This window comes from Vibrio hannami (assembly GCF_029589055.1).
Classification (GTDB): Bacteria; Pseudomonadota; Gammaproteobacteria; order Enterobacterales; family Vibrionaceae; genus Vibrio; species Vibrio hannami.
This window is the reverse complement of the sequence record NZ_JARQZP010000003.1, coordinates 50,903-75,414: the sequence shown is the minus strand read 5'-3', so window position 1 is coordinate 75,414 and position 24,512 is coordinate 50,903. Positions and strand designations below refer to the sequence as shown.

Annotated in this window: 25 protein-coding genes; 4 read left to right on the top strand and 21 right to left on the bottom strand. The window is 42.9% G+C overall.

Translation table 11 applies throughout. The annotated features are described in order from the left end of the window. The first annotated feature begins 130 nt into the window (after window positions 1-130). Window positions 131-1,153, top strand: a complete 1,023-nt coding sequence (locus P7F88_RS01770; protein WP_277821641.1) for an acyltransferase — start codon at window positions 131-133, stop codon at window positions 1,151-1,153. Between the two features lie 65 nt (window positions 1,154-1,218). Here P7F88_RS01770 and P7F88_RS01765 read toward each other — a convergent pair whose 3' ends face one another. From P7F88_RS01765 to glgC, 12 genes are all read right to left on the bottom strand, one after another. Next, the gene (locus tag P7F88_RS01765; RefSeq protein ID WP_277821640.1) at window positions 1,219-1,908 is read right to left on the bottom strand and encodes a ChrR family anti-sigma-E factor; all 690 of its coding nucleotides are present in this window, start codon (window positions 1,906-1,908) and stop codon (window positions 1,219-1,221) included. Next, window positions 1,905-2,531, bottom strand: a complete 627-nt coding sequence (locus P7F88_RS01760; RefSeq protein ID WP_277821639.1) for a sigma-70 family RNA polymerase sigma factor — start codon at window positions 2,529-2,531, stop codon at window positions 1,905-1,907. Before P7F88_RS01760 ends, P7F88_RS01765 begins: the two co-directional genes overlap by 4 nt. Before the next feature lie 58 nt (window positions 2,532-2,589). Further along, window positions 2,590-3,234 (bottom strand): LON peptidase substrate-binding domain-containing protein, encoded by a 645-nt coding sequence (locus P7F88_RS01755; protein ID WP_277821638.1) that lies wholly within the window; start codon window positions 3,232-3,234, stop codon window positions 2,590-2,592. A 395-nt stretch (window positions 3,235-3,629) separates the two neighbouring features. Next, the gene (locus tag P7F88_RS01750) at window positions 3,630-4,148 is read right to left on the bottom strand and encodes a DUF2058 domain-containing protein (protein WP_277821637.1); all 519 of its coding nucleotides are present in this window, start codon (window positions 4,146-4,148) and stop codon (window positions 3,630-3,632) included. Between the two features lie 122 nt (window positions 4,149-4,270). After that, complete coding sequence (locus P7F88_RS01745; RefSeq protein WP_277824504.1) at window positions 4,271-5,944, bottom strand: EAL domain-containing protein; 1,674 nt, start codon at window positions 5,942-5,944, stop codon at window positions 4,271-4,273. Window positions 5,945-5,983: 39 nt separating this feature from the next. After that, a complete protein-coding gene (locus P7F88_RS01740) occupies window positions 5,984-6,910 on the bottom strand; it encodes a DMT family transporter (protein WP_277821636.1) in 927 nt (308 codons plus the stop codon). Window positions 6,911-7,023: 113 nt separating this feature from the next. After that, a complete protein-coding gene (locus tag P7F88_RS01735; protein ID WP_277824502.1) occupies window positions 7,024-7,731 on the bottom strand; it encodes a helix-turn-helix domain-containing protein in 708 nt (235 codons plus the stop codon). Next, the gene (locus P7F88_RS01730; protein WP_277821635.1) at window positions 7,724-9,016 is read right to left on the bottom strand and encodes a hypothetical protein; all 1,293 of its coding nucleotides are present in this window, start codon (window positions 9,014-9,016) and stop codon (window positions 7,724-7,726) included. The genes P7F88_RS01735 and P7F88_RS01730 overlap by 8 nt, the downstream gene beginning before the upstream one ends. Further along, window positions 9,013-9,273: a DUF2249 domain-containing protein gene (locus tag P7F88_RS01725; protein WP_277821634.1), complete on the bottom strand. Its 261-nt coding sequence runs from the start codon at window positions 9,271-9,273 to the stop codon at window positions 9,013-9,015. The genes P7F88_RS01730 and P7F88_RS01725 overlap by 4 nt, the downstream gene beginning before the upstream one ends. 7 nt (window positions 9,274-9,280) lie before the next feature. Continuing rightward, window positions 9,281-9,721 carry a hemerythrin domain-containing protein gene (locus P7F88_RS01720; protein ID WP_277821633.1) on the bottom strand — a complete coding sequence of 147 codons (441 nt, stop codon included), beginning with the start codon at window positions 9,719-9,721 and terminating at the stop codon, window positions 9,281-9,283. A gap of 95 nt (window positions 9,722-9,816) precedes the next feature. Next, complete coding sequence (locus tag P7F88_RS01715) at window positions 9,817-9,942, bottom strand: hypothetical protein (protein ID WP_277821632.1); 126 nt, start codon at window positions 9,940-9,942, stop codon at window positions 9,817-9,819. Window positions 9,943-10,117: 175 nt separating this feature from the next. Next, window positions 10,118-11,386: a glucose-1-phosphate adenylyltransferase gene (glgC, locus tag P7F88_RS01710; RefSeq protein WP_277821631.1), complete on the bottom strand. Its 1,269-nt coding sequence runs from the start codon at window positions 11,384-11,386 to the stop codon at window positions 10,118-10,120. A 166-nt stretch (window positions 11,387-11,552) separates the two neighbouring features. On the opposite strand from glgC, the gene P7F88_RS01705 reads away from it, so the two are divergent. Beyond that, window positions 11,553-11,837, top strand: coding sequence for a hypothetical protein (locus P7F88_RS01705; protein WP_277821630.1), 285 nt, complete (start codon window positions 11,553-11,555; stop codon window positions 11,835-11,837). Window positions 11,838-11,931: 94 nt separating this feature from the next. On the opposite strand, the gene P7F88_RS01700 is transcribed toward P7F88_RS01705, so the two are convergent. Next, the gene (locus P7F88_RS01700) at window positions 11,932-13,947 is read right to left on the bottom strand and encodes a pyridoxamine 5'-phosphate oxidase family protein (protein ID WP_277821629.1); all 2,016 of its coding nucleotides are present in this window, start codon (window positions 13,945-13,947) and stop codon (window positions 11,932-11,934) included. A 38-nt stretch (window positions 13,948-13,985) separates the two neighbouring features. Next, complete coding sequence (locus P7F88_RS01695) at window positions 13,986-14,633, bottom strand: glutathione S-transferase family protein (protein ID WP_277821628.1); 648 nt, start codon at window positions 14,631-14,633, stop codon at window positions 13,986-13,988. A gap of 150 nt (window positions 14,634-14,783) precedes the next feature. Here P7F88_RS01695 and P7F88_RS01690 point away from each other — a divergent pair, with 150 nt between their 5' ends. Beyond that, the gene (locus tag P7F88_RS01690; RefSeq protein WP_277821627.1) at window positions 14,784-15,686 is read left to right on the top strand and encodes a LysR family transcriptional regulator; all 903 of its coding nucleotides are present in this window, start codon (window positions 14,784-14,786) and stop codon (window positions 15,684-15,686) included. Window positions 15,687-15,818: 132 nt separating this feature from the next. On the opposite strand, the gene P7F88_RS01685 is transcribed toward P7F88_RS01690, so the two are convergent. Continuing rightward, window positions 15,819-17,393: an ATP-binding cassette domain-containing protein gene (locus P7F88_RS01685; RefSeq protein ID WP_277821626.1), complete on the bottom strand. Its 1,575-nt coding sequence runs from the start codon at window positions 17,391-17,393 to the stop codon at window positions 15,819-15,821. Window positions 17,394-17,769: 376 nt separating this feature from the next. Between P7F88_RS01685 and P7F88_RS01680 the strand changes: the two genes are divergently transcribed. After that, window positions 17,770-18,330, top strand: coding sequence for a carboxymuconolactone decarboxylase family protein (locus tag P7F88_RS01680; protein ID WP_277821625.1), 561 nt, complete (start codon window positions 17,770-17,772; stop codon window positions 18,328-18,330). Between the two features lie 219 nt (window positions 18,331-18,549). Here the strand turns inward: P7F88_RS01680 and fucO are convergent, their stop codons facing one another. Genes fucO through P7F88_RS01650 form a run of 6 tightly spaced genes read right to left on the bottom strand, consistent with a single transcriptional unit; the run spans window position 18,550 to window position 24,420 of the window. Continuing rightward, complete coding sequence (fucO, locus tag P7F88_RS01675; RefSeq protein WP_277821624.1) at window positions 18,550-19,701, bottom strand: lactaldehyde reductase; 1,152 nt, start codon at window positions 19,699-19,701, stop codon at window positions 18,550-18,552. A gap of 10 nt (window positions 19,702-19,711) precedes the next feature. Further along, window positions 19,712-20,536, bottom strand: coding sequence for a rhamnulose-1-phosphate aldolase (rhaD, locus tag P7F88_RS01670; protein WP_277821623.1), 825 nt, complete (start codon window positions 20,534-20,536; stop codon window positions 19,712-19,714). 29 nt (window positions 20,537-20,565) lie between these two features. Next, entirely contained in the window at window positions 20,566-20,892 is a 327-nt protein-coding gene (gene rhaM, locus P7F88_RS01665) for an L-rhamnose mutarotase (RefSeq protein ID WP_277821622.1), read from the bottom strand. 7 nt (window positions 20,893-20,899) lie between these two features. Then, entirely contained in the window at window positions 20,900-21,910 is a 1,011-nt protein-coding gene (locus tag P7F88_RS01660; RefSeq protein ID WP_277821621.1) for an ABC transporter permease, read from the bottom strand. A 21-nt stretch (window positions 21,911-21,931) separates the two neighbouring features. After that, a complete protein-coding gene (locus tag P7F88_RS01655; RefSeq protein ID WP_277821620.1) occupies window positions 21,932-22,915 on the bottom strand; it encodes an ABC transporter permease in 984 nt (327 codons plus the stop codon). Further along, window positions 22,912-24,420 (bottom strand): sugar ABC transporter ATP-binding protein, encoded by a 1,509-nt coding sequence (locus P7F88_RS01650; protein WP_277821619.1) that lies wholly within the window; start codon window positions 24,418-24,420, stop codon window positions 22,912-22,914. The genes P7F88_RS01655 and P7F88_RS01650 overlap by 4 nt, the downstream gene beginning before the upstream one ends. Window positions 24,421-24,512 lie beyond the last annotated feature (92 nt).

Genomic DNA, 24,512 nt, shown 5'->3' with positions numbered 1-24,512 from the left:
CGTTCATAACTTTACGTTATGAGAAGTTACACTTTGTAACATGCAGAGTTCTCAAAAGAGCAAAGTCACTCTTTTTCCCGTCTATTCATAGCATTAACCTGTTGGTATCAATGCATTTTCAGGAATCATCATGAATTCTAATAAAATTGCCAGCCTCGAACTCGGCCGGGTAATAGCAATGTTCGCAATAATCCTTTTGCACTGCCACATACTGCACGAGTTACCTCTTATTAATGATGTGCCGTGGATCGGATACGTTGTGAACCAACTAGCGCGATTTGGTGTGCCTTTTTTCTTTATCCTGTCTGGCTACTTAGTACAGCCGAAGCTGACAGCATCACCACTATCTACGTTCAGTAGTTATAGCAAGCCTCTTTTAAAGATATGGTTTATATGGAGTGTTATCTGTCTACTTATACCGTTCAACTTAGGAGTTGTAGCAACCGAGGGGTATCTGGCAGAAAGGTTCGGTTACTGGGACTGGTTATTAGAAACACCAATAAACACCTTGATGGAAGGTGGCCTTATACATTTATGGTTTATACCAGGCCTGATATGTGCTGTAGGTATTATCGCTGTTGCCCTAAAATACAAAGCTACAAAGGCACTTCCTTATATAGCTATCGGCCTGTATCTATATGGTGTAGCAGGTGGCAGCTATGTTTCATTGACTGAGATATGGACGCCGTTTTTCACCCGGAATGGGCCTTTCTTCAATACATTAATGGTATGGGTTGGATTTGAGATCCGCCGTCAGGAATATTCCATAAAGCCAGTGACAGCGGCGATACTAGCCTGTGCTGGAATGTTAATTCACTTTGGTGAAGCTACCTGGCTATATAACCACGGCGTGCCTTTCAACACCCATGATTTCCTGCTGGGTACATCTCTATGGGGTACAGGCTTATTCATGTTATTACTTGCGAACCCAACGTTTGGTAACAAGCCAATTATTTTAACGTTGGCAAATATGGTACTTGGTGTCTACGTAGCTCACTTACCAATAATGATTCTGTTCCTCAACCTTGCCGGGGTGTTGGAATTAACAGGCTACTCCAAGGATGTTCTGGTTACCTTTGGCGCAACCATGGTGTCGCTTCTTCTCATATGGGGGATCTCCCGTTCCGCGCTACAAAAGGTTCTATTACGATAAACAAAAAGTCATTTATCCGTTCAGGATAAATGACCTTTTTAACCGAACCTTAGCTTAAAAGTATTCTAGTAGATTAACTTACCTAATGGATTAAAAATCTGGCTAACCCCTTGCGTAAAGTGAATGGCATCGCTCGATACGGTTAAACATACACAACCTTCTTTCGTTGCGGGAGTATGCGTATGCTCCCCATCAAGCCAGATAAAATCGCCAGCTTGATAGTGGCCCATTTCGTCTTCAAAACTTCCCTGGAGGAGCAATGTTATTTCAAAACCATTATGCGAATGAGACGGTATGTTTCCGCCTTCTGCAATATGAAGCAAGCTCATCCTCCTCTCATCGTCGTCTAGCTGCAGCCTGGCGCGTGAAACCTTTCCTAATCCCTGCCACTCTTTTAATACAATGGAACTCATCGCTCTGGGCAGCTCGATCTTCTTGTTTTCAAACTTTATCTCTGTCGATTTAACAGGCTGTTCAACCAAAAACTCGTCTTGTGTTTCCGTTATCAAATTTGCCAGTTGAATGGCTTTCGATTCGTCAAAATCCGCACTATAAAAGTCGAAATTATCGGAACTAAGGCAAACATCTGATAGTTCGAATGCATCAAGCGCAGCTTGTTCCGTTAATTGAAAAACTAACTCCTGACAATCAGGGCACATCTCTATATGGCTGGCTACAATAACAGACACTGAATCGTGCAGTTCACCTGCAACAAACTGTTCCAGTACAGCCCTGCTCGGGTGGTGTTTAATCATTTGTCTAAATCCCCCATATGCTGTCGAATCTTGGCGAGTGCTAATCTCAATCTTGATTTTACTGTTCCTATAGGTATACCGAGCTGCTGCGCCATTTGCTCCTGGGACAACTCCTGAAAGTAAACACCCTGAACAACCACACGTTGTGCCATGGGTAGCCCTTCAACCAAACGCTCCAGTTTCTCAGATGCCCAGTGGTCGTGAGTCATCATTGAATCATCGTTATGTTCAGCCATTGCTTGTTCCAATGGCCAGATATCATCTCCAATGTTCTGTTCAGGCTTACTCTTAATGCTTCTGTATTGATCAAATGAGGCGTTTCTCATGACAGTATAAACCCAGGTGGTTGCGGCTCCCTTACTTGCATCGTAAAGCCTGGCTTTACGCCAGACATTAGTCATGGTTTCCTGAACCAACTCGTTTGCCTGACTCTCGTTGCTGAACTTTTTAATACCAAAACGCTTAATCTTAGGAGCAAAAAACTTGAATAACTGAGTAAATGCAACCTTGTCCTGATTCTTTCCAACAAGTGTCAACCATTGACTCAGCTCCGGGTAAGTCGATGGCTCTCGCTTATTATTAACTTCCGTTATCAATTCTGTATTGCCTTCTGTCTGATGCATTTCAACTACACCCGTTTTCCCAACATACTATTGTTTACGTTGTCGATTAGGTATTGGATCACCTACTTTCAGCTTCTATTTCACAAAGCGTACCTAAGAGAGTCGTCAATTGGGTAAAATCTAACCGTTGAACGAACTTTTCTTTTTCAGTCATTGGGATTGGAACGATTTCCAACATTCGGGCGCATACCCATTCAGCATAGTCGAAGTAATTATTTTGATATAATTTTCTCAGTTCAGGATGCGCTTCAAATAACTCCCTCAAGATATTTGACAAGCGCTGGTAAATGATTTCATTCGCTTCAAAATATGCCGAATTTTCGAAGTTTGATGAACCAGAAGACCAATGATTTAGCGTTTTTGCTGATGCGACTAATAAGCCATCTTTCTGATAGTCAAACTCAGTTAATGAAACCAATCGGTCGGCCAGAACATCTACCGTTAAGATCCCATCTTCGCCCTTATCAAAATCAACCAGCTGGACATGAGTTCCCCATGAAGATGCCTTGAAAGTAGCCTTATCCTGATAAAGCGATATCACAAACCCATCTGTATTGTGAGCATTAGCAATCATGGAAACATATTTAGGCTCAAATATCCGCAGCCTCTGCATTCCGCCAGATAGTAGAAAAATCGGTAGAGGAAACACTGGTGAACGAGGATCAGTTTCCAGGTTTACCTTATCTACAATGTTCTGATTCAATTTCTTCTCCCTCTATAAGTATTTTTTGTTTCAACAAACTTAGAAACTTTTACGCTGTAAAGGGACTTAACGATCACCGTGAAGAATAGGGAATCGACTGTAAAAAATGCAGTGAATACTGTTGTTAGAAAGGTAAATTGGGAAACTGGATTTTATTTAAAGAATAATTTGCAATATGCATTTGCAAAATGCAACTAAGACTCTATAAATAAGCTCAAATTTCATCAAAATGACAAGGCAAACGTTTTCGTAAAAGTTGGCACACATAGTGCATTACTAAGAGTGACCCTTCTTAAAGCCGAGGGTCACCTAGCCAACTGACGTTGTTAGTGAATATTAATTGTTCACACTATCTATAAGCCAATCGCATTTATTGCGGTTGGCTCTTTTTTTATTTACCACATCAAATCGTCTGGTACGACAAAGTCAGCGTATGGGTCATCTTCTGCTGGAACTTCTTCGGTAACTTGAATCTCAATTACGGTATCTTCATCCCGCATCGCGATTTTCTTGGCTACTGCCCCAGGAATCACAACATAGCTATCTTCATAGCGGGCGATGGCCAGTACACCATTAGCAAGCTGATCACGGATCAATGACTCTACGTAAATCGACTTAACGAAGGTACCATCGGTAAAGTTATACTTGATATCACCTTCTTTTAATTCCAGCTTGTTAAGCTCTATAAGTTGCTTAACCTGTGCTTTAATCTCTTTAGATAACTGCTGCTCTTTACTTTGCTGGTTTAATGCCTGATCTTTTTCAAGCTGAGCGTTTTTATTCGCCTCTACCGCAGCCTTCACCTCTCGTGCCTGCACTCGTGATTTCTTGGAGCCTTTCTTCGCTTTTTTTAACTTTTTCTCGTTGACCAGACCTGCTTTCAACATCTGTTCTTGTAGGGATAGTTTCGCCATTTTTATTTCCAACTATAAACTTTAGCGGACTATTTTAACGGCAGAGTCTGGGTAAATAAAGAAAGCCTGCTTTAAACAGCAGGCTTTCTATAGTCGAGTGATTTTTAGATACAGATTTTGTTTTAGATTGGAAAAACCGTACTCGGTTTTATCGATAGTGCGTTTTCCAGCGTCATTGGTCGAGAATAGAAATAGCCTTGAAAATGGGTCACATCCATGTTTGTAAACTTCTCTACCATCTCAGTTGATTCTATACCCTCTACGGTAACCTTGATTCCCTTCATGGAGCATAGCATGGTTAAAAACTCCAAATAGGCTAACGGTTCTATCTCTTTCATAGACTCATTAGCTAACTCTCGATCAATCTTCAAACAGTTGAATGGCAGTTTAAAGAAGCCGGTTACAGAGCTATGACCAGAACCAAAATCATCCATGGCTAGCTCAAATCCAGCTTTATCTAACTCCCTCAACTGAGTCATCGCTTGATGCTGCCCTTCCAGTAGTACTGACTCCGTTAACTCGATAACGATACTTTCAGGTCGGGCACCTTCTTCTTGAGCGATACGAATGAGTTGTTGCGGAAAGTCGCTCGCCAACAACTGGAGCACCGATATATTCACGTTTATCTTAATGCTACAATTCCATATCTTGTCGTAGTAAGCGATGAAACTTGCTGCCTGGGCAAATACCTTCTCTCCTAATGCACTTATCAGGCTTTTGCGCTCGGCTGCTGGAATAAACTCATCCGGGTAGATTTCACCAATTTCACTTTTCTCCCAACGAGCAAGTGCTTCAAAGCTTCTTATCTGATTTGTACTTGAGCATACAATGGGTTGAAAACGGATAGATATCTCATCGTTTTCAATCGCACTCTTTAAGTTTCTCTCTATGTAGAAATAGCGTTCAACTTTTATCTGGATAGAAGCATTGCATACCGCCCAATGCGCTGGTTCATGTCGCAATGCGTACTCTGCGGTTTGATCGGCCCAGGCGATAATTGACTCTGGAGAGAGCCCCTTATCACTGCAAGGAAAGGCTCCAACAAAGACTCTGCCTGCGTATAAAACACCACTGCCAGTGGATATGCTGGTAAACTTTGAGATGAATTTTTGACACAACTTTGCCAGGTACTGCTCGGTTACTTCACTAGTAAGCAGAACCGCAAAAGTATCGATATCAGTCCGGTAGAATTTGCTGTTGAAAGACGAAAAAATCTCTGAGCATTCAATAATGCTGTTAACAATTTCCTTAACACTATCAGTACCGTACTGATTGATAAAAGAGCGTATACCATCAAGGTGGATACTAAACAGAGTAACGTTAGAATGTCGGTTCTCGAGATCTATTTTTAGCTGATCACTATTTGGCAAACCAGTACTTTGATCGAAATAGGCAAGGCGACGTATTGATGACTCCAACACCTTTTGTTCACTGATGTCACGGTGGTTACCCACCATAAACTCGCCATCAGCATCCTCTTGCATCACGCCTACCGCTTCAATCCAGCAATAGTTACCATCTTTTTTTAGCACTCTGTACTGGCTATAAACTCTCTCCGAACTCTTCTCTTCTTCATTGAGGTGCTCATCGACCCGCTCATCAAACTGGATACGATCTTCTGGGTGTATAAGATTGATCCAATCCTCTAGCGTAGCGTTCTCTATACTGATATCAAATTGTTGATAAAAAGAGTGGTTGTAATAGGAGAGTTTTCCGTCAGGAGTCATTATCCACAGTCCTTCGACTGCGGTGTTGAACATACTAATAAATCGTCTTTGAAGGACTTTGGAAATCATAATTGACTGAACTAAAAGATAGTTCATTGAAGAATAACATTACCCACGTGAATTCAAAACTCCAAACACCAAATTGGGTTTAATAATTTGGATCAACAGTGCAACACTGATGAGAAGTATTCCTATCAACGCAAGCAAGTTGAACCTTTCTCCTACTATCAACACAGCAAAAACCACTGCCACTGCAGGCTCGAGAAGAGTGATAAGTGTCACCATACTGGCTTCTATCTTTTTTAACGCATACCCAAAAGCCAGATAGCCCAAAAACATTGGTACTGTTGCCATGTAAATAGCGACGACTGTATTTTGCACTCCTGCAAATAAATTCTCTCCTGTTAAGTAGAGTGAAGGGAGTAAGATAAAAGCAGCTATACCAAATTGTGCGGACACCGCCGAGGAGGAGCCTACACCTTTTACAATTAATTCACGAGCTGACCACGAATACACGGCATAACTCAGTGCCGCTAATATTCCAAGTAAAATGCCATAAAGTTGATAAGGAGAGTCGCTATATTGTATGGAGCCACTTTGCTTCCCAACCGAAAGCAATATCACACCAAGGCTACCAATACAGAAGCTCCATACCCACTTAGACGCTATCGGCTTTCTATTAATGATTTTTTCAAGTAACACAGTGAAAAGGGGAGCACTTGCAATCGAGATAACCGTACCAATCGCAACTCCAGACAACCTCATGGAGGAATAAAAAGCCAGCGGGTATGCAGCAACAGATAAGCCGCCTACACATAGTAAGGGCAAATTATCTCGCAAACGAGGAAGATCTTCACGTAGTGTTCTAAAAGAGCGTAACACGAGTAGGATACCCGCGACTCCCATCGCAAACGCGCCAGTCGCGAGTGGACTTACGTCCAGAGTAAAACTTGCAGCGGTGCCGGTTGTTCCCCATAGGAAACTTGCTGCGACTACCGCCATTACTCCAAGGGTTGGTTCATCTTTTATTTGCATAATCTGTCATTGATGTTTCTCGAATAACAGAAAGCTTAAATGGTTAGCTTGATTTTTATTTTGCAGATCGGACGCTTTTTATTGCTGTATAAATGTAATTGGATTAATAATCTTTAGCGTGAAATCTTCGACGGCGGCATACCATAAAATTTGGAGAAACGACGACTGAATGCAGAAAGGTCCGAGTAACCAACCGACTCCGCGACTATTTGCATTGGATAATCAGTATGTATCAATAGAGCCTGCGCCCTTTCCATACGTAACTTAGTAATATAATCGGAAACGGTATACTCAGTTTGCTGTTTAAAAACCTTCTTAAACTGAGTAGGACTTAGACACGCCACACTTGCCAGGCCTGGAACAGACAAAGGCTCAGCTAAATGGTTTTCTATGTAGTCCATCACCTCACGAACCCTAGGGTCTCGTTTTCTTATTAATCTTTGCTCAGCGAGAACACTATAAAATGTGTCAAACATCAGCCTTTCTACCTGATTATTTAGCTGATGTTTGAGTTGAGCTTCTACAAATCCTAGGAAGTGAAACAAGGGAGGTGAAACTGAAAACACCACTGTATCTGAATAGCCTAGAGAGTCAGGAAGCGTATCCAAATCAGCGACAACAAATTTTGCTTCTGATTCTGCATTGAAGTAATGCATCTCTCCAGACTTCACGATGACGCATTCACCTGGCACCACTTTTCCTTTAAACGTCTCTACTTCGATATTAATCGCACCACGCAAAGGCAATACTAGCTGATGGTAATCATGAGCATGTCCTTTCCTTTGATGGCTATAAGAACGAATGGATAAAGAGTTAAGCATTGTATTCCAGCATCTCATTTCTCACTCGTGAGTATCTGGTTGCTGCGGTAACGATGTTGTACCCGACACACAGCCAGTTTGCCATAAATATCAGCCCCAAAAATTGTGTGAATTCAGGGTGCAGAAAAGCAATACTAATTGAAACAAGCACAGCTATATATAACCAGAACTGAGCTTTCCCTTGACTACGACTAATCAGGCTATAGTGATCGGGTAATAGCATCATGGACGCCGGATTTTTCATCGCGACTGATTGCAAATGAAGGCTGATAAGAAACGGAACTATCTTTAGCAACATCCCCTGGATAATACCAAGAATGAATCCACATCCAATAATCATCGCCATAAACACTTCAGTTTTTGATTGCCACTCAGTGGATAAAAACGGTAAAGCGATAAGCAATGTACAACCTGCGATTAAACTGACAAACGCAACCTGCCAATAAGAGATGACTACATCTGGCAGTTTGCGCTTGCGCTTACTTATCCGATTGAGCCCAAGCCCTGCATATAGGATAGCCACCAATGCATTTAAACTTCCAATCTGACTTATGTTAGTTCCTGCTAACGTGTCTGCGATAATAAGCCACAAACCAACCAAAGTAGCAAGAACAAGCCCTACCTGCCAGTAACGAGGAAAAACAGGAGTTACGTGAAACATTGGGATAACCTGGAAACTGACTGCCATTACCAACAACATTACCCAGCCAAACAAAGCAGTACCTGCATGCAAGTTGGTCAGGCTTTTTCCAGAAGCTAGTTGCCACCCCCATAGATAACCAGACAGCAGCATGAGTCCAGCGAACATCACGATACCAAGCGCAGCAATAGCGAATAAAATAGGTAAACGAGTCTGTTCACCGCTTGCCTGTACAATAAGCACCTTCATGAGCGCAAAGACGAAATAGCCAAGACTCAAGCCGAGCAAACCAAACCCTATGTCAAAACTCACCCACCCAACAAAGGCCGCACATAAAAAAAATGCGCCAGCTGAAAATGCAATGTGGAGAAGGGACACACGAATACCCGTTATAGGAATCGGTGCCCCACACAACACAGGCATCACCTGGAACAGGGAACCAATCATTACCATTCCCATCACCCCAAGGGCGATTAGGTGTGTTATTGCAAGGGTTCCGGGCATCCAGCGAGTGAGCCATATATTACTTCCCTGATCGAGCAATAACAGTGATGCAAGAATCGCAAATATAGGTGCTGTCAGGTAAAAACGGAAAGGTACATCAATCACCGGTATAGAGTCGAAATTCAGCCCCGCCATTCTCATTTTTTATTGCCCCTAATGTACTGTTCGGCGTCCGAATCATCCTTAAGCCAGAACCAGATGTGATGATCATCCGGCGCAAACTCCTGGTGGTCGAAGGCAAATCTAGGGTCAAGCATCTCAAACAGAGGAACCGGCTTTCGTCTGTGTGTAACATGCAGAACCTCACCCGTTTTAATCGATTCGAGTTTCTTACATATTTCTCTCATAGGTTGAGGAGGTTCCATTAAACTGACATCGAGATTAACGATATAAACCATACTCTTATTAATCTCTGGTCATATTTTCCATCTTAGCGACAACCTCTTCGTTATTTTGCAGGTGGTTGTCCGACATAGGATAGAGAATTTGCTCTTCTTTCATGTTGTGTTGCTGAATAAGGATCATCAGGCTTTCAAGAATACCCATCGCTTTATCGGTATTTTTATCTGCAACTGCCACCGTCATTTGTTCCATAAGGGCCCTTGCTTGCGCGTGCTCCTGACGCATAACCATTGTCGGTCCGCCAGTCATACCTGTTTGGGTCTCAAACTCCGGGAATAAAATGTCTTCTTCTAGCTGAAAGTGATGAAGCGTTTCTAGTTCAAACTCATTCCAATCTTCACTGAACTGTTCCCACTCTCCAATAGCCAGTTTTCCCTCAGCTTTAATGAGTAACTCGTCGCACGTTTTATGGTGCTGGGTCATAAAATTCTGAATTGTTGGCATATATTTCTCGCGCTCATTAGACAAATCTTAAGTTAATAATAATGAGCATATTCAATAAAATATATACCTTTAAAGTCGTATTTTACTCGTTGCCGTCACATCATACTTAAGTTAAACAAAAACTGGTAAATAAGATCTGGAAGATAGGCTAAAAGCATTGCTGAGTAATAAACGCCGCCAGCACCAAGCACGATTTTCAACATCGAAGTTACGTATTTCATCTATATTTCCCCACGCAGAGTAAATCAAATAGTGACTATGGCTAACTCACCATTATCACTAAGTGAAATAGCAGGAAATATACCGTTTTTTATCCTATAAAAATCAATGCATTAGAAATAAATGCTCTTTGCAAGATGTAATTATGACAACATAACGCGTTGTCAAATAGACAAACTATTGTCTATTTGACAGTGCATCGAGCATATCTTTTGTCACCAGCGTAATCCCATTTTCAGAGACCCGAAAGCCGTTAGCGATATCCTGTTCCCTATCGTAACCTATGGTCAGCCCCGCTGGTATGCGGCACTCCGCATCAACGATCACTCTAAGTAACTTGCAGTGCTCACCAATATCACAGCCTCGCATCAAAACCGAAAATTCGATTAGGCTATGGGAATGAGTATGAACGCGGGAATAAAGCAGCGATTTTCTAATCGTTGAACCCGAGATAATGCAGCCACTTGAGACTGTCGAATCCAAAGCGGTTCCTCGACGAAAATCATTATCAAATATGAATTTTGCCGGAGGTAACTGCTCCTGATATGTCATTATTGGCCAGGTACGGTCGTAGAGATCAAATTGCGGCTCGGGCTCCACCAGCTCCATATTTGCTTCCCAGAACGAATCCAGCGTCCCAACGTCCCTCCAATATGGCTTTTTACTTGTATCAGGGTCAGTAAATGCAAATGCGAAAATGTTATGTGTATCGATAATAGAAGGGATAATGTCATGCCCAAAATCATGGCTTGAGCTTTCGTTTATGCAGTCTTTTTCCAGTTGCTCAGTAAGAAACTCAATATCGAATACGTAGTTCCCCATAGAAGCCAGACAGTACCCCGGTTTTCCTGGCAACACTTTTGGCTCTTCGGGTTTTTCATCAAAAGCCTGAACACGGTTAGATTCGTCTACAGCCATAACACCAAAAGCACCGCGTGCTTCGGTTACTGTAGTCTCAACACAACAAACCGTCATATCGGCGTTGTTCTCTACATGTTGAGCAATTAATGTTCCGTAGTCCATTCTGTAAACATGATCACCAGACAAAACCAATACATACTTTGCGCCCGTGTTTCGAATAATATCCAGGTTTTGCCGCACGGCGTCCGCCGTGCCCGAGTACCAGTCCTCTCCATGCCTCTGTGATGCAGGCAGAATCTCAACAAACTCCGATAAATCCGCTTTAAACTGCCCCCAACCTCTGCTGATATGCTGGATCAGAGAATGAGATTTATACTGAGTAGCCACTCCTACCTTACAGACTCCCGAGTTAAAACAGTTCGATAAAGGAAAATCAATAATGCGAAACTTTCCCCCAAATGACACTGCGGGTTTGGCCCGCCATTGAGTTAACTCGTGAAGTCGACTACCTCGCCCTCCAGCAAGAATTACCGCATATGTGTTTTTGGTGAGATTACTGATATGGCGATCGTAAGTGTGGGGCATTTTGGGTCACCTGAATGTATTGTGTTTTTAATATCCCTTTAAACATAGTTGATATTCCGTGTACCCATGCATGACTTTAGTCTAGGTCTGGGCAGTAAAGATACTTCTTGTGAGCTATTTCTAAATTAGCAAATCAGATGGTACCCTTGCTCACCATAATTCAACCATGTCCCTCACCACCATGAAGCCTGATCGTATTACCGCAATGCGCTACATCATCGAACAAGCGAAAGAAGAATTTCCTCTTTATGAAGAAGACACCTTCGTTTGTGGTACAGACAATAATTGCATTGGTTGTCCCAAAAAATTGATGGAACTGGTTGATTCAGAGCTAACCTACTGGGAAAACACCATAAACCGGGGTATCTCCCCCGGATTCGATGACATTCGTAAGTTTGGAAAGCTCTGTACCAATGTGAAGCGGGGATTAGTACGAAACAATATTATATAACCTACCATTGCGATGGCAGTGCCCTTTCAGATGGGTCTTTGGAACTTGTAACTCTCCTCATTCACCATTTAGCGATTGAGACAAACAAGCGATTCTAATAAAAGTATGATTCCCGATGAATTTTCAAATCAGTTCCACCAAGGCTTTGCAACGACGTTGTAGCCATCTCCATAAGTGCGTTGGGACCACATAGAAACACTTCTCTAGCGGACAAGTGATCTATGCTCTCAAAGTCACTTTGTTGTAGTCGCCTTTGTTCTATTTCAAGAGTTGAGTCTGAAAACCCTTGCTTGAGCTCGAAAAACGTTTTGTTTCCATTTGACTCGTTAGTGCTGATACTCTGGTACCCAAATACCTTTATACGCACATTGCTGGGAAGTGAAGACGTTTTTTCCAGAAAAGGTTTCAGCAGATTCATATCATCATCGCGTCCAGCAAACAGCAGTATAATATCCGTCGTTAATTCTGTTCGGTCTGGGAGTGCGCGAGACACATTCAAAATACCGTCCCACATAGCCATAAACGGCGTAATACCTACACCACCTGCTACCCAAAGCATATACGGTGGAATAGCAGGCAGGCCACTGTAAGCCTTGTTGTTAAAGCAGCTAAAACCAGCACCAGCGCCTTTAAAACCAGAGCGTATAACACTGCTAGGCTTTTGATTTGTATTTTGAATTCTCTGCTCAGCATTTTCATGTAAAAGATTGGAAATTAATCCACCGGGTTTGCGTTTAACCGTTACATTGATTTCACTCACCGAGCTAAACTTCTTTGCTTCTACATCAAAGTCAGCTGAGCTTGAGAGTGTCCAGGTACGAATATAATCGTCGTTCACCAACTGCGGATTGTCGTCATCCATATGTCGGTAACCAGAATCAATAACTCCTGAAAAATCAAACACACCAAATCCTCCCGGAGAAGGTAACACTACCGCTTTTGACAATTGGAACGTGAATGTACTTACACTAGTTGTAAGCTGTTTAACCGACACTAACGTTGCAGAGATTGAATTGTCAGAATCAGGGGCAGCCTCTCCATAACGTCCCATTTGTTCTAGTTCATGCTTTAAGTATCTGATGGGCGGGTTATAGGGAGAAAATCGCTCTGCCGATACCATTTTGAGATTTAAGCCTTGCTTAATGTGTACAGCACCAGTTACACGGATTCGTGTTAATAAACTAACCCGAGGCATCAACTCCTCAGCCTCTTCATCAAACAGGTTTTCCGCCTCACCGGTTATATATAGTAGGCTGCCAGAAATGAAATCTGGAAATATCAAACCAACCTGTTTATTGATTTGGATATTTCCAAGTGATTGATAGAACCGGTTACCTGAATGATCCGGCATGACTATGTAGGTTGTAACTTCATCACCCATGATCTCTTCGTAAAGGCGTACAAACCCGGGTGCGCCACCGCGATGATTTAGCCCCATATCTGGCTGGTCATCGCTAACTGAATCATTATCCACTGTATGTTTCGTAGCTAAAAAGACCGTACTGGCCTGGTTAATCAGCTCCTTACTAATATCGGGTAGTCTGACATTAATCGATTCAAAACAATCGAATAGTATTTCGGCATTGCGCCTGTAATGCTCCAATGATCGAACCGTAATATATTTAGGGCAATTTCCTAAGTGTTGATTGGATGAAAGGTTTAGATGGATCTTGCCCGAAGGTTCTATGTCCACACTATCAATTGTTCCAGCAAACTTATTACGACGACGATTTGAGAAATCGATGCCAACACCTGCGAACAACGTTTTACCTCTCGGAGTATCAACCTTCATATGCTCTAACGCTCTTACAAATGGATCATATGCAACTGCGTCAGTCACTACCAATAGGCGATTGCGCTCAGTAACTTTGATACCAATAGAAGGATCGTCTTTCTCTCGTGTAACCAATAAACCCACCCAAGGCCGACCGTTAGCGTCCAGGGTCGCTAGGGGCAAGTACGGTAAGTCAGCATAAAACTCCGCGTGTTGCTGTGGCATATCTGCATCAACGAAATTCGGTATTTTTTGAGTCAGTTCATTAGGCGTATTTCGCCGTTTTTGAACAGTGAGTTCACCTGAGTGTAATGCATGTACATGACGAGTATTCATAGTTTACCCTGCCCCCTTTGAGAACCGACCTAATTTTTCTATTTAGACTCAGGCAAAGGCGAACGTGCCATGCCAACAAAACGTGGGTGCGCTTCAATGCATGCTAACCAGGCGCGAATAGCGGGATAAGGCTCAAGACTTACACCACCTTCAGGAACATGCGAAATGTAGCTGTAACCCGCAACGTCAGCCAGAGTGATTTTCTCGCCGGTCAGGTATTCCTGATTGCCTAGGTGTGGTTCTAATAAAGCTAACAGCGATACTGTTTTTTGTTTTGCTGCGTCGTAATCCAACGGAGCACCGAATACTTTAACAAGGCGGACAGCACAAGGCCCGGAAGCAATCTCACCAGCGGCGACCGATAGCCACCGTTGCACCTCTGCTGCTTTAAAGGGGTCTTGTGGTAACCAGTTATAACCATCATTGTATTTTTTCTCCAGGTAAATAAGAATCGCATTGGAGTCGGACAAGACAACACCGTTGTCATCAATCGCAGGTACTTGCCCAAAAGGATTTATCTGAAGATATTCGGGAGCTTTATGGGCACCGTTAGTCATATCTAAATCGATCGTCTCGTATGGGAGATCAAGTAAAGACAACATTAGTTCAACACGATGGCAGTGCCCGGATTTAGGGTTGCGATACAGTCTTATCGGAGCATTGGAGGAGTCAAATTTAGCATTCATCTTTCTATCCTTAAGGTTGGTTTTAGCTTGTTGTTCCAGTCTTAGAACTACTTTAGATGAAGAGAATCTGAAAATAATTATCGATATTTACAATTAATTATTCCCATTTGTGCAATAATTAATTCACATGTTTTCAGCTGGATCTAACACATGGATAAGCTTCACACTATTCAGGTATTTATTGAAGTAGCCAATCTAAAAGGTTTTTCCGCAGCCGCAGATAAACTGGGCCTTTCAGCACCCGTAGTTACTCGTTCAATTGCTGAACTGGAAGGTCGCCTAGGTGCAAAGTTGTTTAATCGGACCACACGACATGTGCGTTTAACGGAAGCCGGTACACGCTTTTTGCAGGATGCTAAACGTATTGTTGAAGACCTGCAAGAAGCAGAAGCAGCTGTGAAAGGAGTGTACACCAAACCCAGTGGTACATTATCTGTTACCGCCCCAGTTCTATTTGGCGAAAAGCACGTTATGCCTATCGTGACAGAATACCTGGAACGCAATCAGGAAGTTTCTGTCAAAGCCATGTTTTATGACCGAATAACCAGCCTTGTAGAAGAAGAGTTTGATGTTGCTATACGTATCGGACACCTCAAAGATTCTGGTCTGTATGCAATTAATGTTGGTGGATTAAGGCGTATTGTATGTGGCTCACCCGGTTACTTCGAGAAGTATGGCACACCAATAGTGCCTGCGGATTTACGCAAGCATAGTATTGTCTTCCCTTTAACCACCGGAAACATAAGCCAATGGTCGTTCAACAATCATGGGAAAAAAGAAGTCATCAAACTAAATCCACGATTGCGCTGCAATCAAATTGGATCTGCGCTTAAGGCAACAGTGCTTGGTCACGGAATTACTAGCTTGCTGTCATATCAGGTAGCTGAAGAGTTGGAAAAAGGCAATTTGAAAGCCATACTCACAGATTACGAAGAAGCACCTATACCTGTAAACGTGGTTCACCTAGAAGGCCGCCGTGTAAATGCCAAAATACGTTCATTTATTGATTTAGCTGCTGAGCGTTTACGCTCTAACCCGTTTATTAATCCGTAAGCGAGTATTTTGAGTAAGAGCTTTATCCAATACGATGATTCAATGAAATCATTCTTGCGGCATCGTAAGGGCCGATACCGCATTCTCAGTCATAATGTGGAAAACTCACTAACATATTGCCTTTATAGGATATTACCTACTTAGCAATAGCTTTTGCTTCACCCCTGACTCCTCTACAAAATCCTCATCATGGCTAACCAAAATAAAAGCACCTTTGTATTGATTGAGCGTGCTTGCTAATAAACACTTAGAATCGATATCCAGATGGTTATCTGGCTCATCCAATAGCAGCAGTGGTTGCTCGGGCTGGTTACTCACAATAAGCATCGAGAGCTTCATTTTTTCTCCTCCGCTTAAGTGGTCCACGCATCGATAAATCGTATCCTTTCTAAATCCAATTCCCGCCAGTAAGATACGAGCATCTGTTTCCAGTAATCCATCACACAATGACATCAGACACTCAAGCATGCTTAGCCTCGGTTCAAGTAAGCTAAAGTGCTGGTCCAGATAGACAACACTGGTATTTATATTGCTCTCCCCGCCGATAAGCCGTTCTTGCCCCAGTAAAACTCTCAATAGCGTTGATTTACCGCATCCGTTTCTACCCTGGAGGTGCAGCTTTGTGTTGCTGTCCACTTGCATATTGATAGGTGTGGATGAACCAAACGGCAGCTGAGCTTGAATGAAATTAACCAGCCTCTTCCCCGTCATTTCACTACCAGTTAGGTACATTTTCTGTGTTTTTACCTGTTCATACTGTTCATTTAGCGACTCTGACTGCTGTTTAAGGAACTCACGCCTCCCTCGTTCGTTTTTTGACTGGTTTGCGGCCGAGGCAGTAGCGCTGTCTCTCATGCCATCCAGAATGATCTTTGCCTGACTCCCCTCTTTTCTCGCCTTGGTACCTTTGCTTGCTCGTTGCTCTGCTTTTTCCTTGTTCTTTTGGGCCTGCTCTTCAAGAAAACGCTGCTGCTGTTGCACATTCTTAATCTGTCGTTCGAGTGCCAGAGTATCCTGAGACTTCTGCCTATAGTAAAAATCATAGTTCCCACCATATCGCTTCAGCCCCAGGTTGCTTAACTCCCAAATTTGATCCATCTGGTTCAGAAGTTGTCTGTCGTGACTTATCAGAAATATACTTCCACTGTATTTACGCATTTCCTCCATCAGCCAAAGCCTACCTTCACTATCAAGGTGATTTGATGGTTCATCCAAAGCCAATAACTCTGCATCACTTTGAAACAGTTGCCATAGCTGGAGTCTGGCCAGTTGCCCGCCACTTAATTGCTTACATTGGGTATAAACATCGCCTGGTAATCCCATTTCAATCAGCTCCTTACTGATCGAGTTATTTAGATCCCACTGGTCACCAACTAACTCGAACCAATGGTTATCACAACTCCCCGCTTCTATCTGTTCAATGGCTTTTAGTATTTCATCAATTTGCAGATATTCAGCGACAGTACATTCACCATCGCGCAACTGCGATGGAAGTTGGCTGTACTTAGCCAGAGACGCGTTTATCACAACACTGCCATCGGTCGGTTTAAGTTCACCCATTAGCAACGAGGCTAAAAGTGACTTCCCAATGCCATTGCGACCAATTAAAGCGGTTCTGCGATCTGTCAGAGAGCAGGAAATATTTTTGAAAAGCGTATCGCCATTGTCGAAGCGAAAGCTAATATTGTTTGCTTGTAAAAGTGGCATAATTTGCCTCCTGTCTTGCAGGGGCACTAAACGCAGCGATATCAACAGACCTCAGATAAAGCACTGAAATTCAAATAGATAGGTGTTTATCAACAATAACCAGTTCTAAATAACTAGCATATAGAGAGAAGAAGCTACGCCTACTAACCCTGTGTACCAAATAAAATGTGAATAAGATTGGATAACAGGTATTAGTTATTCATTATGGCGAAGACTCCTGAAGAAAAGATGCCGCTAGTTTACGAGTCCTATTGTATAAAATGCAAGCGATATAGCTCACAAGGTTAACTAATTTGAATAAGATTCTGTTTGCAGTCGGTCTTGTTGTTTAATAGCTTAGAGCCCGTTGCCAATAATCATACTCAAAAGGCCATTCATGAGAGTTTCTGTAAAGTCATTAAAAGAATACCCATTGTTCCTAAAGCCATTTTTCTGGAGCCAGAAAAAACGCTACGGTGAAGTACTAATGCCTGGCTTAGTTTGGGGTAGAGTACCTAAACTGTTTTCTACCGTCGCACTACTGTATGGCGCGTTGGACAGAAAAAGTTCGCCTCTTTCTCCCTCTTTAAGATCGCTTGTTACCGTCAGAGTCTCCCAGATCAACTGGTGTGAATTTTGTGTCGATATCAACTCGATGACGCTAGCAAACCGAGCTGGCTCCATGGACAAAGTGGAAGCACTCGATCACTGGAAAGAGAGTGAGCTGTTCGATGAAAAAGAGCGCGCCGTTCTCGCTTATACAGAAGCAGTGACATACTCCGATCAGCAGGTGACAGATGACATCATGGCGGAAGTTAAAAAGTACTTTGACGACGATGGCGTTGTTGAACTGACAGGTTTAATTGCTTTCCAGAACCTCTCAAGCAAATTTAATGCTGCGCTGGACGTGCCTGCTCAGGGATTCTGCAAAATGCCAACACCTAAAGATACGGAGTAGTATCTAGAGTACTAGTATTGGTGAAGCAATAACGAACACTAAAGTGGTTTATAGCCCTACAGACTGCATAGCGAACAACGCCGCTGGTTTGTGCGACACGTCAGCAAGCTTAACGTTTTTGTTGATACCTGTTGGAGCTCCAAACATAATCAGGCACAGCGTATTGCTGTGCCTGAGTTGTGGGAAGGTGGGCATCAGCTCATTAAAAGGCTACTTATATTACAACGCAGCTTTATATAGAGACATCACTTCTTCAGGGCTTGGTAAGTGTGGGTTTCCAGGTAAACATGGGTCCGCCATCGCTTTATCAATCCATGGGCCGATATCCGCTTCAGTAACACCAAGCTCTGAGAAACCTTTAGGAATAGCAACTCTAGCCGAAAGCTCCTTGATAAGTTCTACTGCGCGCTGCGCGCCTTCTTCCGGAGTAACGTTCAACTTAGTATCAAGCATCGCTTCCGCAACTGCTGCAAATCTTTCAGGAACATACTGAGCGTTATACTCACAGATATGAGGAAGAAGGATCGCGTTACATACTCCGTGCGGCAAGTCGTGAGTTGCGCCTGGTTGGTGTGCCATTGCATGAACTAAGCCTAAGCCTGCACTGTTAAATGCCATACCCGCTAAGAACTGAGCACAGGCCAGCTTATCTCGTGCCTCGACATTAGAACCGTCTGCAACCGCAATAGGCAACCATTTAGTGATTAACTTAATCGATTCTAATGCAGTTGGATCGGTTAATGTGTGAGCACCTGGCGTTACATAGGCTTCTACAGCATGTGTAAGTGCATCCATACCTGTTGCTGCTGTTACGCTTGCAGGTAGTCCTACCATCAACTCTGCATCATTTACCGTTACATCAGGTATTTGTTTCGCATCGATGATAACCATTTTGACTTGATTTTCCTCGTCGGTAATTACCGAGTTAGAAGTCATTTCAGCCGCAGTACCTGCTGTTGTATTGATCGCAACAAAAAACTGGCCTGGATTCGTTACTTTGCCTACACCGTTGAACTCACAGATATCTTGGTCAGGGTTAGAAGCCAGAATACGAATCGCTTTACAGCAATCCATTGGGCTACCGCCACCAACCGCGACAAAACCGTCACAGCCATTTTCGAGATAAGTTTTATAACCTTCTCTTACCAGTGTTGCTGTTGGGTTTGGAGTCACTTTATCGAACAGTGCGTAATCGATGCTATGAGCTTTAAGTTGTGCAAACACCTCATCCAGAATGCCAAGCTTAACCAGATTTCCATCGGTCACCAGCAATATTTTTTTCAGAGGCTGCTGACTCAGTACCTCAATTGCATCCTTTACGGCTCCAGCGCCGGCAAAACTTAGTTTTGGTAGATTTAATGCAAATGCCATCGTTGTTCTCCTATAAATTAAATGTTTCCTTTAGATCCTGCATATCAGAGTCGCTTACACCTTCTGGCTCAAAGCCACTGGCTAAACAACCTAGAAATAATTTTGCACCTTTATTTGCCACATCGATGTAATCAAAGGCTTCTAAAGCGTCGCTGCCCGTAGCAACAGCTCCATGTTTCTCCCAGATAGCTACGTCATGAAGCATCAGCTTCTCTGTAGTACTGTTTGCCATATCCTGACTGCCAGGCATGCAGTACGGCACAACCCCTATACCTCGTGGCACAAATGCTCGTACTTCAGGTAACATTTTCCAACATGCGTTGGTATATGCTTGCTCGTTGTGGGCGTAATCTGGATGATGTGACAACATGATCAATTCAAGCGGATGAGTGTGCACCACACATCTGTCGCTCGATCCTGCTAGTTGTTTAGCAATAATGATCTCTACGTGAGAAATAAACTCGCTGGTTGGTGCGTAATCATCTGCATCTCGTCCGCCCCAAAGTAGGTGATAACCTTTCGCTTCATCATCTATCCGCAGTACACAACCTGCTTTTTCAGGCTGATTTAATTCTCTAATGCGCTCGCCAGTTCCTTTTACAAAAAAGATATGGCCCGCACTCTCTTTCGGAAAAGCAAACTCGCCAACACTTTGCAGGAAGCAATGAGGGAATTCACTTAAATCTTCGTTAAACTCACCGTATATTTCCGTTAGATCAACAGAGATATTTCCTCCATTTCTTTCCGCCCATTCTCTACGCCATAAATATGATCCAGCTTCAGAAACTTTTTCTATTTCCTCTAACACTTTTTCGTTCAAATTTACTTTTTTCACAACATTAAAATCCTATATATTCACTTTCTCTACTTCATAAAGAAAACATCTTTTAACTCTTTTGAGATTGGAGAAAAGTCATCATTAGTTGGCATGATATCTTTCATAAAACGCCACCATCTTTGGCATATTTCGGTATCTGCAACTTCATCCCAAGACTGTTGATTTTTTATCTCAACATAAGCAAATAAATTTCCTGTATCTTCGTCTAAAAAAATGGAGTAGTTTCTAGCTCCATGATTACGAAGCGTATCGACTAATTCCGACCAGATATCATCATGCCTTGTTTTATACTCATCATAGCAATCTGGATTTACAGACATTAAAAATGCTTTTCTTATATATTCATCACTCATATAGACCTCATTTCGCTGAGCGAGTTTTTAGCATCCCAAATACTTTAGGAAGGGCAATTACACTGATTAACATCAGGCCTATAATTATCGACATTACAATACCTGGAACGTTTACCAACCCTAAGCCAACGGTAACCAGCCCCATTAAAAACACTGAAATGACAACACCTATGATCGTACCTGAGCCACCCAAAATGCTCACACCGCCTAATACCACCATGGTAATGATGCTTAACTCCCAACCGAAAGCGATTGTAGGTCTGGTACTGCCTAACCTGGACGTCAACATGATAGATGCAATACCGCAGAAGAAGCCTACTAAAGTAAATAAAATCAACTTATGACGAGCGACATTAATTCCAGAATAATAAGCAGCTGTTGGGTTATTACCTATTGCGTAGGTACGTCTGCCAAAGTTAGATCTTTGTAATAAGAAATAAAACACTACGGCAAGCATTAGAAAAACGATAAATTCAAAACTAAATACCCAAAATACGTATCCCTGTCCAAAATATGCAAACTCTTCAGGATAGTTTTTTAAAGCTTCATCGCCCAATAGAATATAGGTAATACCACGAAACAAACTCATCGTACCTATTGTTACAACAATCGAAGGAATGTTTAGCCTGGTAACTAACAAACCATTAATTGCACCACATAAGGTTGCTACCACAATCCCAGTAAAGCATATAAGGGGTAGACTACTACTCACTTCCGCCATAAAACCCATAGCGGTTGAGCTTAGAGCAATAATAGATGCAACAGATATATCTATTTCTCGAACGATAATAACCAGAGCAAGTGGCAAAGCTATTATCGCTTTTTCGGTAAAGTTAAACGTTGCATCAGACAAAGACCATGGGTCTAAGAAATATGGCGACGCAAATGAGTTAATAATAAAAACACAGATTGCTGTACCTAATAAAAATGTTTCCCAGCTAAAGAACCACTGAGGTAGTTCCAGACCCTTGGACTTTGAGCCTGGGCTTTTAAAAGTTTGGTTGCTTACTTTTTCCATTTTCTTATCCTTAAGCAATTATCAAGATGCATTTTGAACTGCTTTTCGAAGAATGATTCGACCCAGCTTGCGTTCAGAACGTGAGTTCGCAATCACCGCAAGAATAATGACTGAACCTGAAATCGCCATTTGCCAGAAAGGAGAAACTCCAATAACGGGCAAAGCGTTACTGATAATGCCTAAGAACAACGCACCAAGAAGGCAGCCCAGAACGGTACCTGTTCCCCCAGCAATACTCACACCACCGATAACACAAGCCGCAATCACTTGTAGCTCGAACCCATTGGCTATATCGACATATGCCACTGCATAGCGAGAGATCCACAAGTAACTGGCTATTCCTGCACACAAGCCCGATATAGTGAAAGCCAGGAACTGTTTTTTACCCACATCGACACCAATGTAATAGGCTGCAGTAGGGTTATTGCCTGCTGCAAAAATCTTTCTGCCAAGCTGTCTGTGTCGCGTGAAGTAATACATCACTGCCACCGCAACGACTGAGCACCAACCGAGTACAGGAAGACCAAGTAGCTCGAATCTTGGTACTTGCAAAAACGACTCACTCATCTGATGGGCGTTAATCCAGGCTCCTTTGCTTATAAGAAAGACGGTGCCACGATAAATACTCATCGTGCCTAGTGTGACAACGATAGCTGGAATGTTCATCTTCCATACTAACCAGCCGTTGATCATGCCAAGTAAGGTTCCCAACATCGCGCCAGTTAAGATGATCACAAATACTGGCAGTTCTGGGTAAAGATTGTTTAGGGTAGCAACGACCATTCCTGTAAGAGCAACATTGGCAGCGACAGATAAGTCGATACACCGGGTCACGATAACCAGCATTTGCCCCAAAGCGAGGATAATCAGAATCGAGGTATCGTTGTACACACCAAGAAGATTGGAGAAAGCCAGAAAATCTGGAGTGATAAATCCAATCAGCAATAGCAACAAAGCAATCACCATTCCTAACTGCGCTTCGCGGTTTTTAATTAAATCCTTCATGCAACTTCTCCTGTCACGCCCGTCGCCGCACTAACGAGTCGTTCTGCTGTGAACTCGCTTCTGTCAAACTCTTTAACCATCAGCCCTTCTCTCATGACGATGGCGCGATCAGCCATACCCATCACCTCCGGCAGCTCTGATGAAACCATAATGACAGCAAGCCCCTGACCCGTTAGCTCAGACATAAATTCATGTACAGCAGCTTTCGAACCGATATCGATACCTTTAGTTGGCTCGTCCAGAATGATGACCTTCGGCTTAGTAGCCAGCCATTTACCGATAACTACTTTTTGCTGATTACCGCCAGAAAGGTTCTCCACCTTCTCATTCCAGTCAGGTGCCTTGACACGAAGTCGCTTGGCATACTCATCCGCAAGCTCATATTCGGACTCGTTGTTTAACATGCCGCTAGGGTTAATTTTGTCTAGCTGAGGTAATCCGATATTCTGATATATCGGGAATTCCAATACGGTTCCCTGACTTTGACGCTCTTCCGGGACATACACGATGCCTGCTTTTATCGCGTCACTTGGGGAGGTGATATTGATCTCTTGCTTTTCAACTTTAATCTGACCTGTTGCGATATTGGTCACCCCAAACAGGGATTGCATTAGCTCAGTACGGCCGGCTCCAACTAAACCATAAAAACCTAGGATTTCCCCTTTACGAAGGTCGAAGTTAATCCCTTCAAATTCTGTTGGATGGCTAAAATCTCTGACTTGCAGTATTTGATCACCTAGTGGAACATCGGTTTTCGGGTACGCGTTCTCGATGGTTCTGCCAACCATCATTGTGACCAGCTCTGACTCTTGCACTTCAGCTATCTTGCCGTTGCCGATATAGCAACCGTCCCGGAAAACCGTAAAACGATCAGCTATGGTGTAAATTTCATCGAACTTGTGGCTAATGAACATGATCGCACAGCCTTTCGCCTGTAGGCGTCGTACGATATTGTAGAAATCTTCAATTTCACGGTGTGATAAGGCAGCGGTTGGCTCATCAAGGATAACGACTCTTGCGTCAAAAGAGAGTGCCCGTGCAATAGCCACCATATGTCTTTGACCGATACTCAGCTCTTTCAAAAGCTTTTTAGGATCAAGTGGCGCATCGATCTCTTTCAGAATTCTTGTTGCTTCCTGCTCCATGCGTTTCCAGTCTAGTCGACCGGAAGAAAAGCTTAAGTAATGACCTGCAAATATATTTTCAGCAACACTAAGCTCATCAAACAATACCGTTTCCTGATGGATCGCTGTGATACCTAACTTTCGCGCGTCATCTGGCGTAGCTAGATCAATCTCTTTCCCATCTAAAATAAGACTGCCTGATGTTGGTTGATGTATTCCGGTCATCACTTTCACAAGTGTCGACTTGCCTGCCCCGTTCTCTCCGACAAGAGCGGTTACTTCACCCGGATAGAGGTCTAGCTGAACTTCATCAAGCGCTTTAACACCAGGAAAATGCTTGCTTATATTCCGCAATGAAAAAATAGGTTTTACTTCTGACATAACTATGCCTTCTTCTATGGATACTTTCCCTACGAAAACCAGGCTGGCACGCGGTACTCAGTACCAGCCTATTCCTACTAAATCACTAAGAG

Excerpts from the sequence above, each read along its gene's own strand:
- P7F88_RS01735 (WP_277824502.1), bottom strand. The coding sequence starts at position 7,731 with ATGCTTAACTCTTTATCCATTCGTTCTTATAGCCATCAAAGGAAAGGA.
- rhaM (WP_277821622.1), bottom strand. The coding sequence starts at position 20,892 with ATGAGTGATGAATATATAAGAAAAGCATTTTTAATGTCTGTAAATCCA.
- P7F88_RS01690 (WP_277821627.1), top strand. The coding sequence starts at position 14,784 with ATGGATAAGCTTCACACTATTCAGGTATTTATTGAAGTAGCCAATCTA.
- P7F88_RS01725 (WP_277821634.1), bottom strand. The coding sequence starts at position 9,273 with ATGGTTTATATCGTTAATCTCGATGTCAGTTTAATGGAACCTCCTCAA.
- P7F88_RS01685 (WP_277821626.1), bottom strand. The coding sequence starts at position 17,393 with ATGCCACTTTTACAAGCAAACAATATTAGCTTTCGCTTCGACAATGGC.
- P7F88_RS01650 (WP_277821619.1), bottom strand. The coding sequence starts at position 24,420 with ATGTCAGAAGTAAAACCTATTTTTTCATTGCGGAATATAAGCAAGCAT.
- glgC (WP_277821631.1), bottom strand. The coding sequence starts at position 11,386 with ATGCCCCACACTTACGATCGCCATATCAGTAATCTCACCAAAAACACA.
- P7F88_RS01720 (WP_277821633.1), bottom strand. The coding sequence starts at position 9,721 with ATGCCAACAATTCAGAATTTTATGACCCAGCACCATAAAACGTGCGAC.
- fucO (WP_277821624.1), bottom strand. The coding sequence starts at position 19,701 with ATGGCATTTGCATTAAATCTACCAAAACTAAGTTTTGCCGGCGCTGGA.
- P7F88_RS01760 (WP_277821639.1), bottom strand. The coding sequence starts at position 2,531 with ATGCATCAGACAGAAGGCAATACAGAATTGATAACGGAAGTTAATAAT.
- P7F88_RS01770 (WP_277821641.1), top strand. The coding sequence starts at position 131 with ATGAATTCTAATAAAATTGCCAGCCTCGAACTCGGCCGGGTAATAGCA.
- P7F88_RS01695 (WP_277821628.1), bottom strand. The coding sequence starts at position 14,633 with ATGAATGCTAAATTTGACTCCTCCAATGCTCCGATAAGACTGTATCGC.
- P7F88_RS01655 (WP_277821620.1), bottom strand. The coding sequence starts at position 22,915 with ATGAAGGATTTAATTAAAAACCGCGAAGCGCAGTTAGGAATGGTGATT.
- P7F88_RS01705 (WP_277821630.1), top strand. The coding sequence starts at position 11,553 with ATGTCCCTCACCACCATGAAGCCTGATCGTATTACCGCAATGCGCTAC.
- P7F88_RS01740 (WP_277821636.1), bottom strand. The coding sequence starts at position 6,910 with ATGCAAATAAAAGATGAACCAACCCTTGGAGTAATGGCGGTAGTCGCA.
- P7F88_RS01750 (WP_277821637.1), bottom strand. The coding sequence starts at position 4,148 with ATGGCGAAACTATCCCTACAAGAACAGATGTTGAAAGCAGGTCTGGTC.
- P7F88_RS01715 (WP_277821632.1), bottom strand. The coding sequence starts at position 9,942 with ATGAAATACGTAACTTCGATGTTGAAAATCGTGCTTGGTGCTGGCGGC.
- P7F88_RS01660 (WP_277821621.1), bottom strand. The coding sequence starts at position 21,910 with ATGGAAAAAGTAAGCAACCAAACTTTTAAAAGCCCAGGCTCAAAGTCC.
- P7F88_RS01700 (WP_277821629.1), bottom strand. The coding sequence starts at position 13,947 with ATGAATACTCGTCATGTACATGCATTACACTCAGGTGAACTCACTGTT.
- P7F88_RS01680 (WP_277821625.1), top strand. The coding sequence starts at position 17,770 with ATGAGAGTTTCTGTAAAGTCATTAAAAGAATACCCATTGTTCCTAAAG.
- P7F88_RS01730 (WP_277821635.1), bottom strand. The coding sequence starts at position 9,016 with ATGAGAATGGCGGGGCTGAATTTCGACTCTATACCGGTGATTGATGTA.
- P7F88_RS01765 (WP_277821640.1), bottom strand. The coding sequence starts at position 1,908 with ATGATTAAACACCACCCGAGCAGGGCTGTACTGGAACAGTTTGTTGCA.
- P7F88_RS01745 (WP_277824504.1), bottom strand. The coding sequence starts at position 5,944 with ATGATTTCCAAAGTCCTTCAAAGACGATTTATTAGTATGTTCAACACC.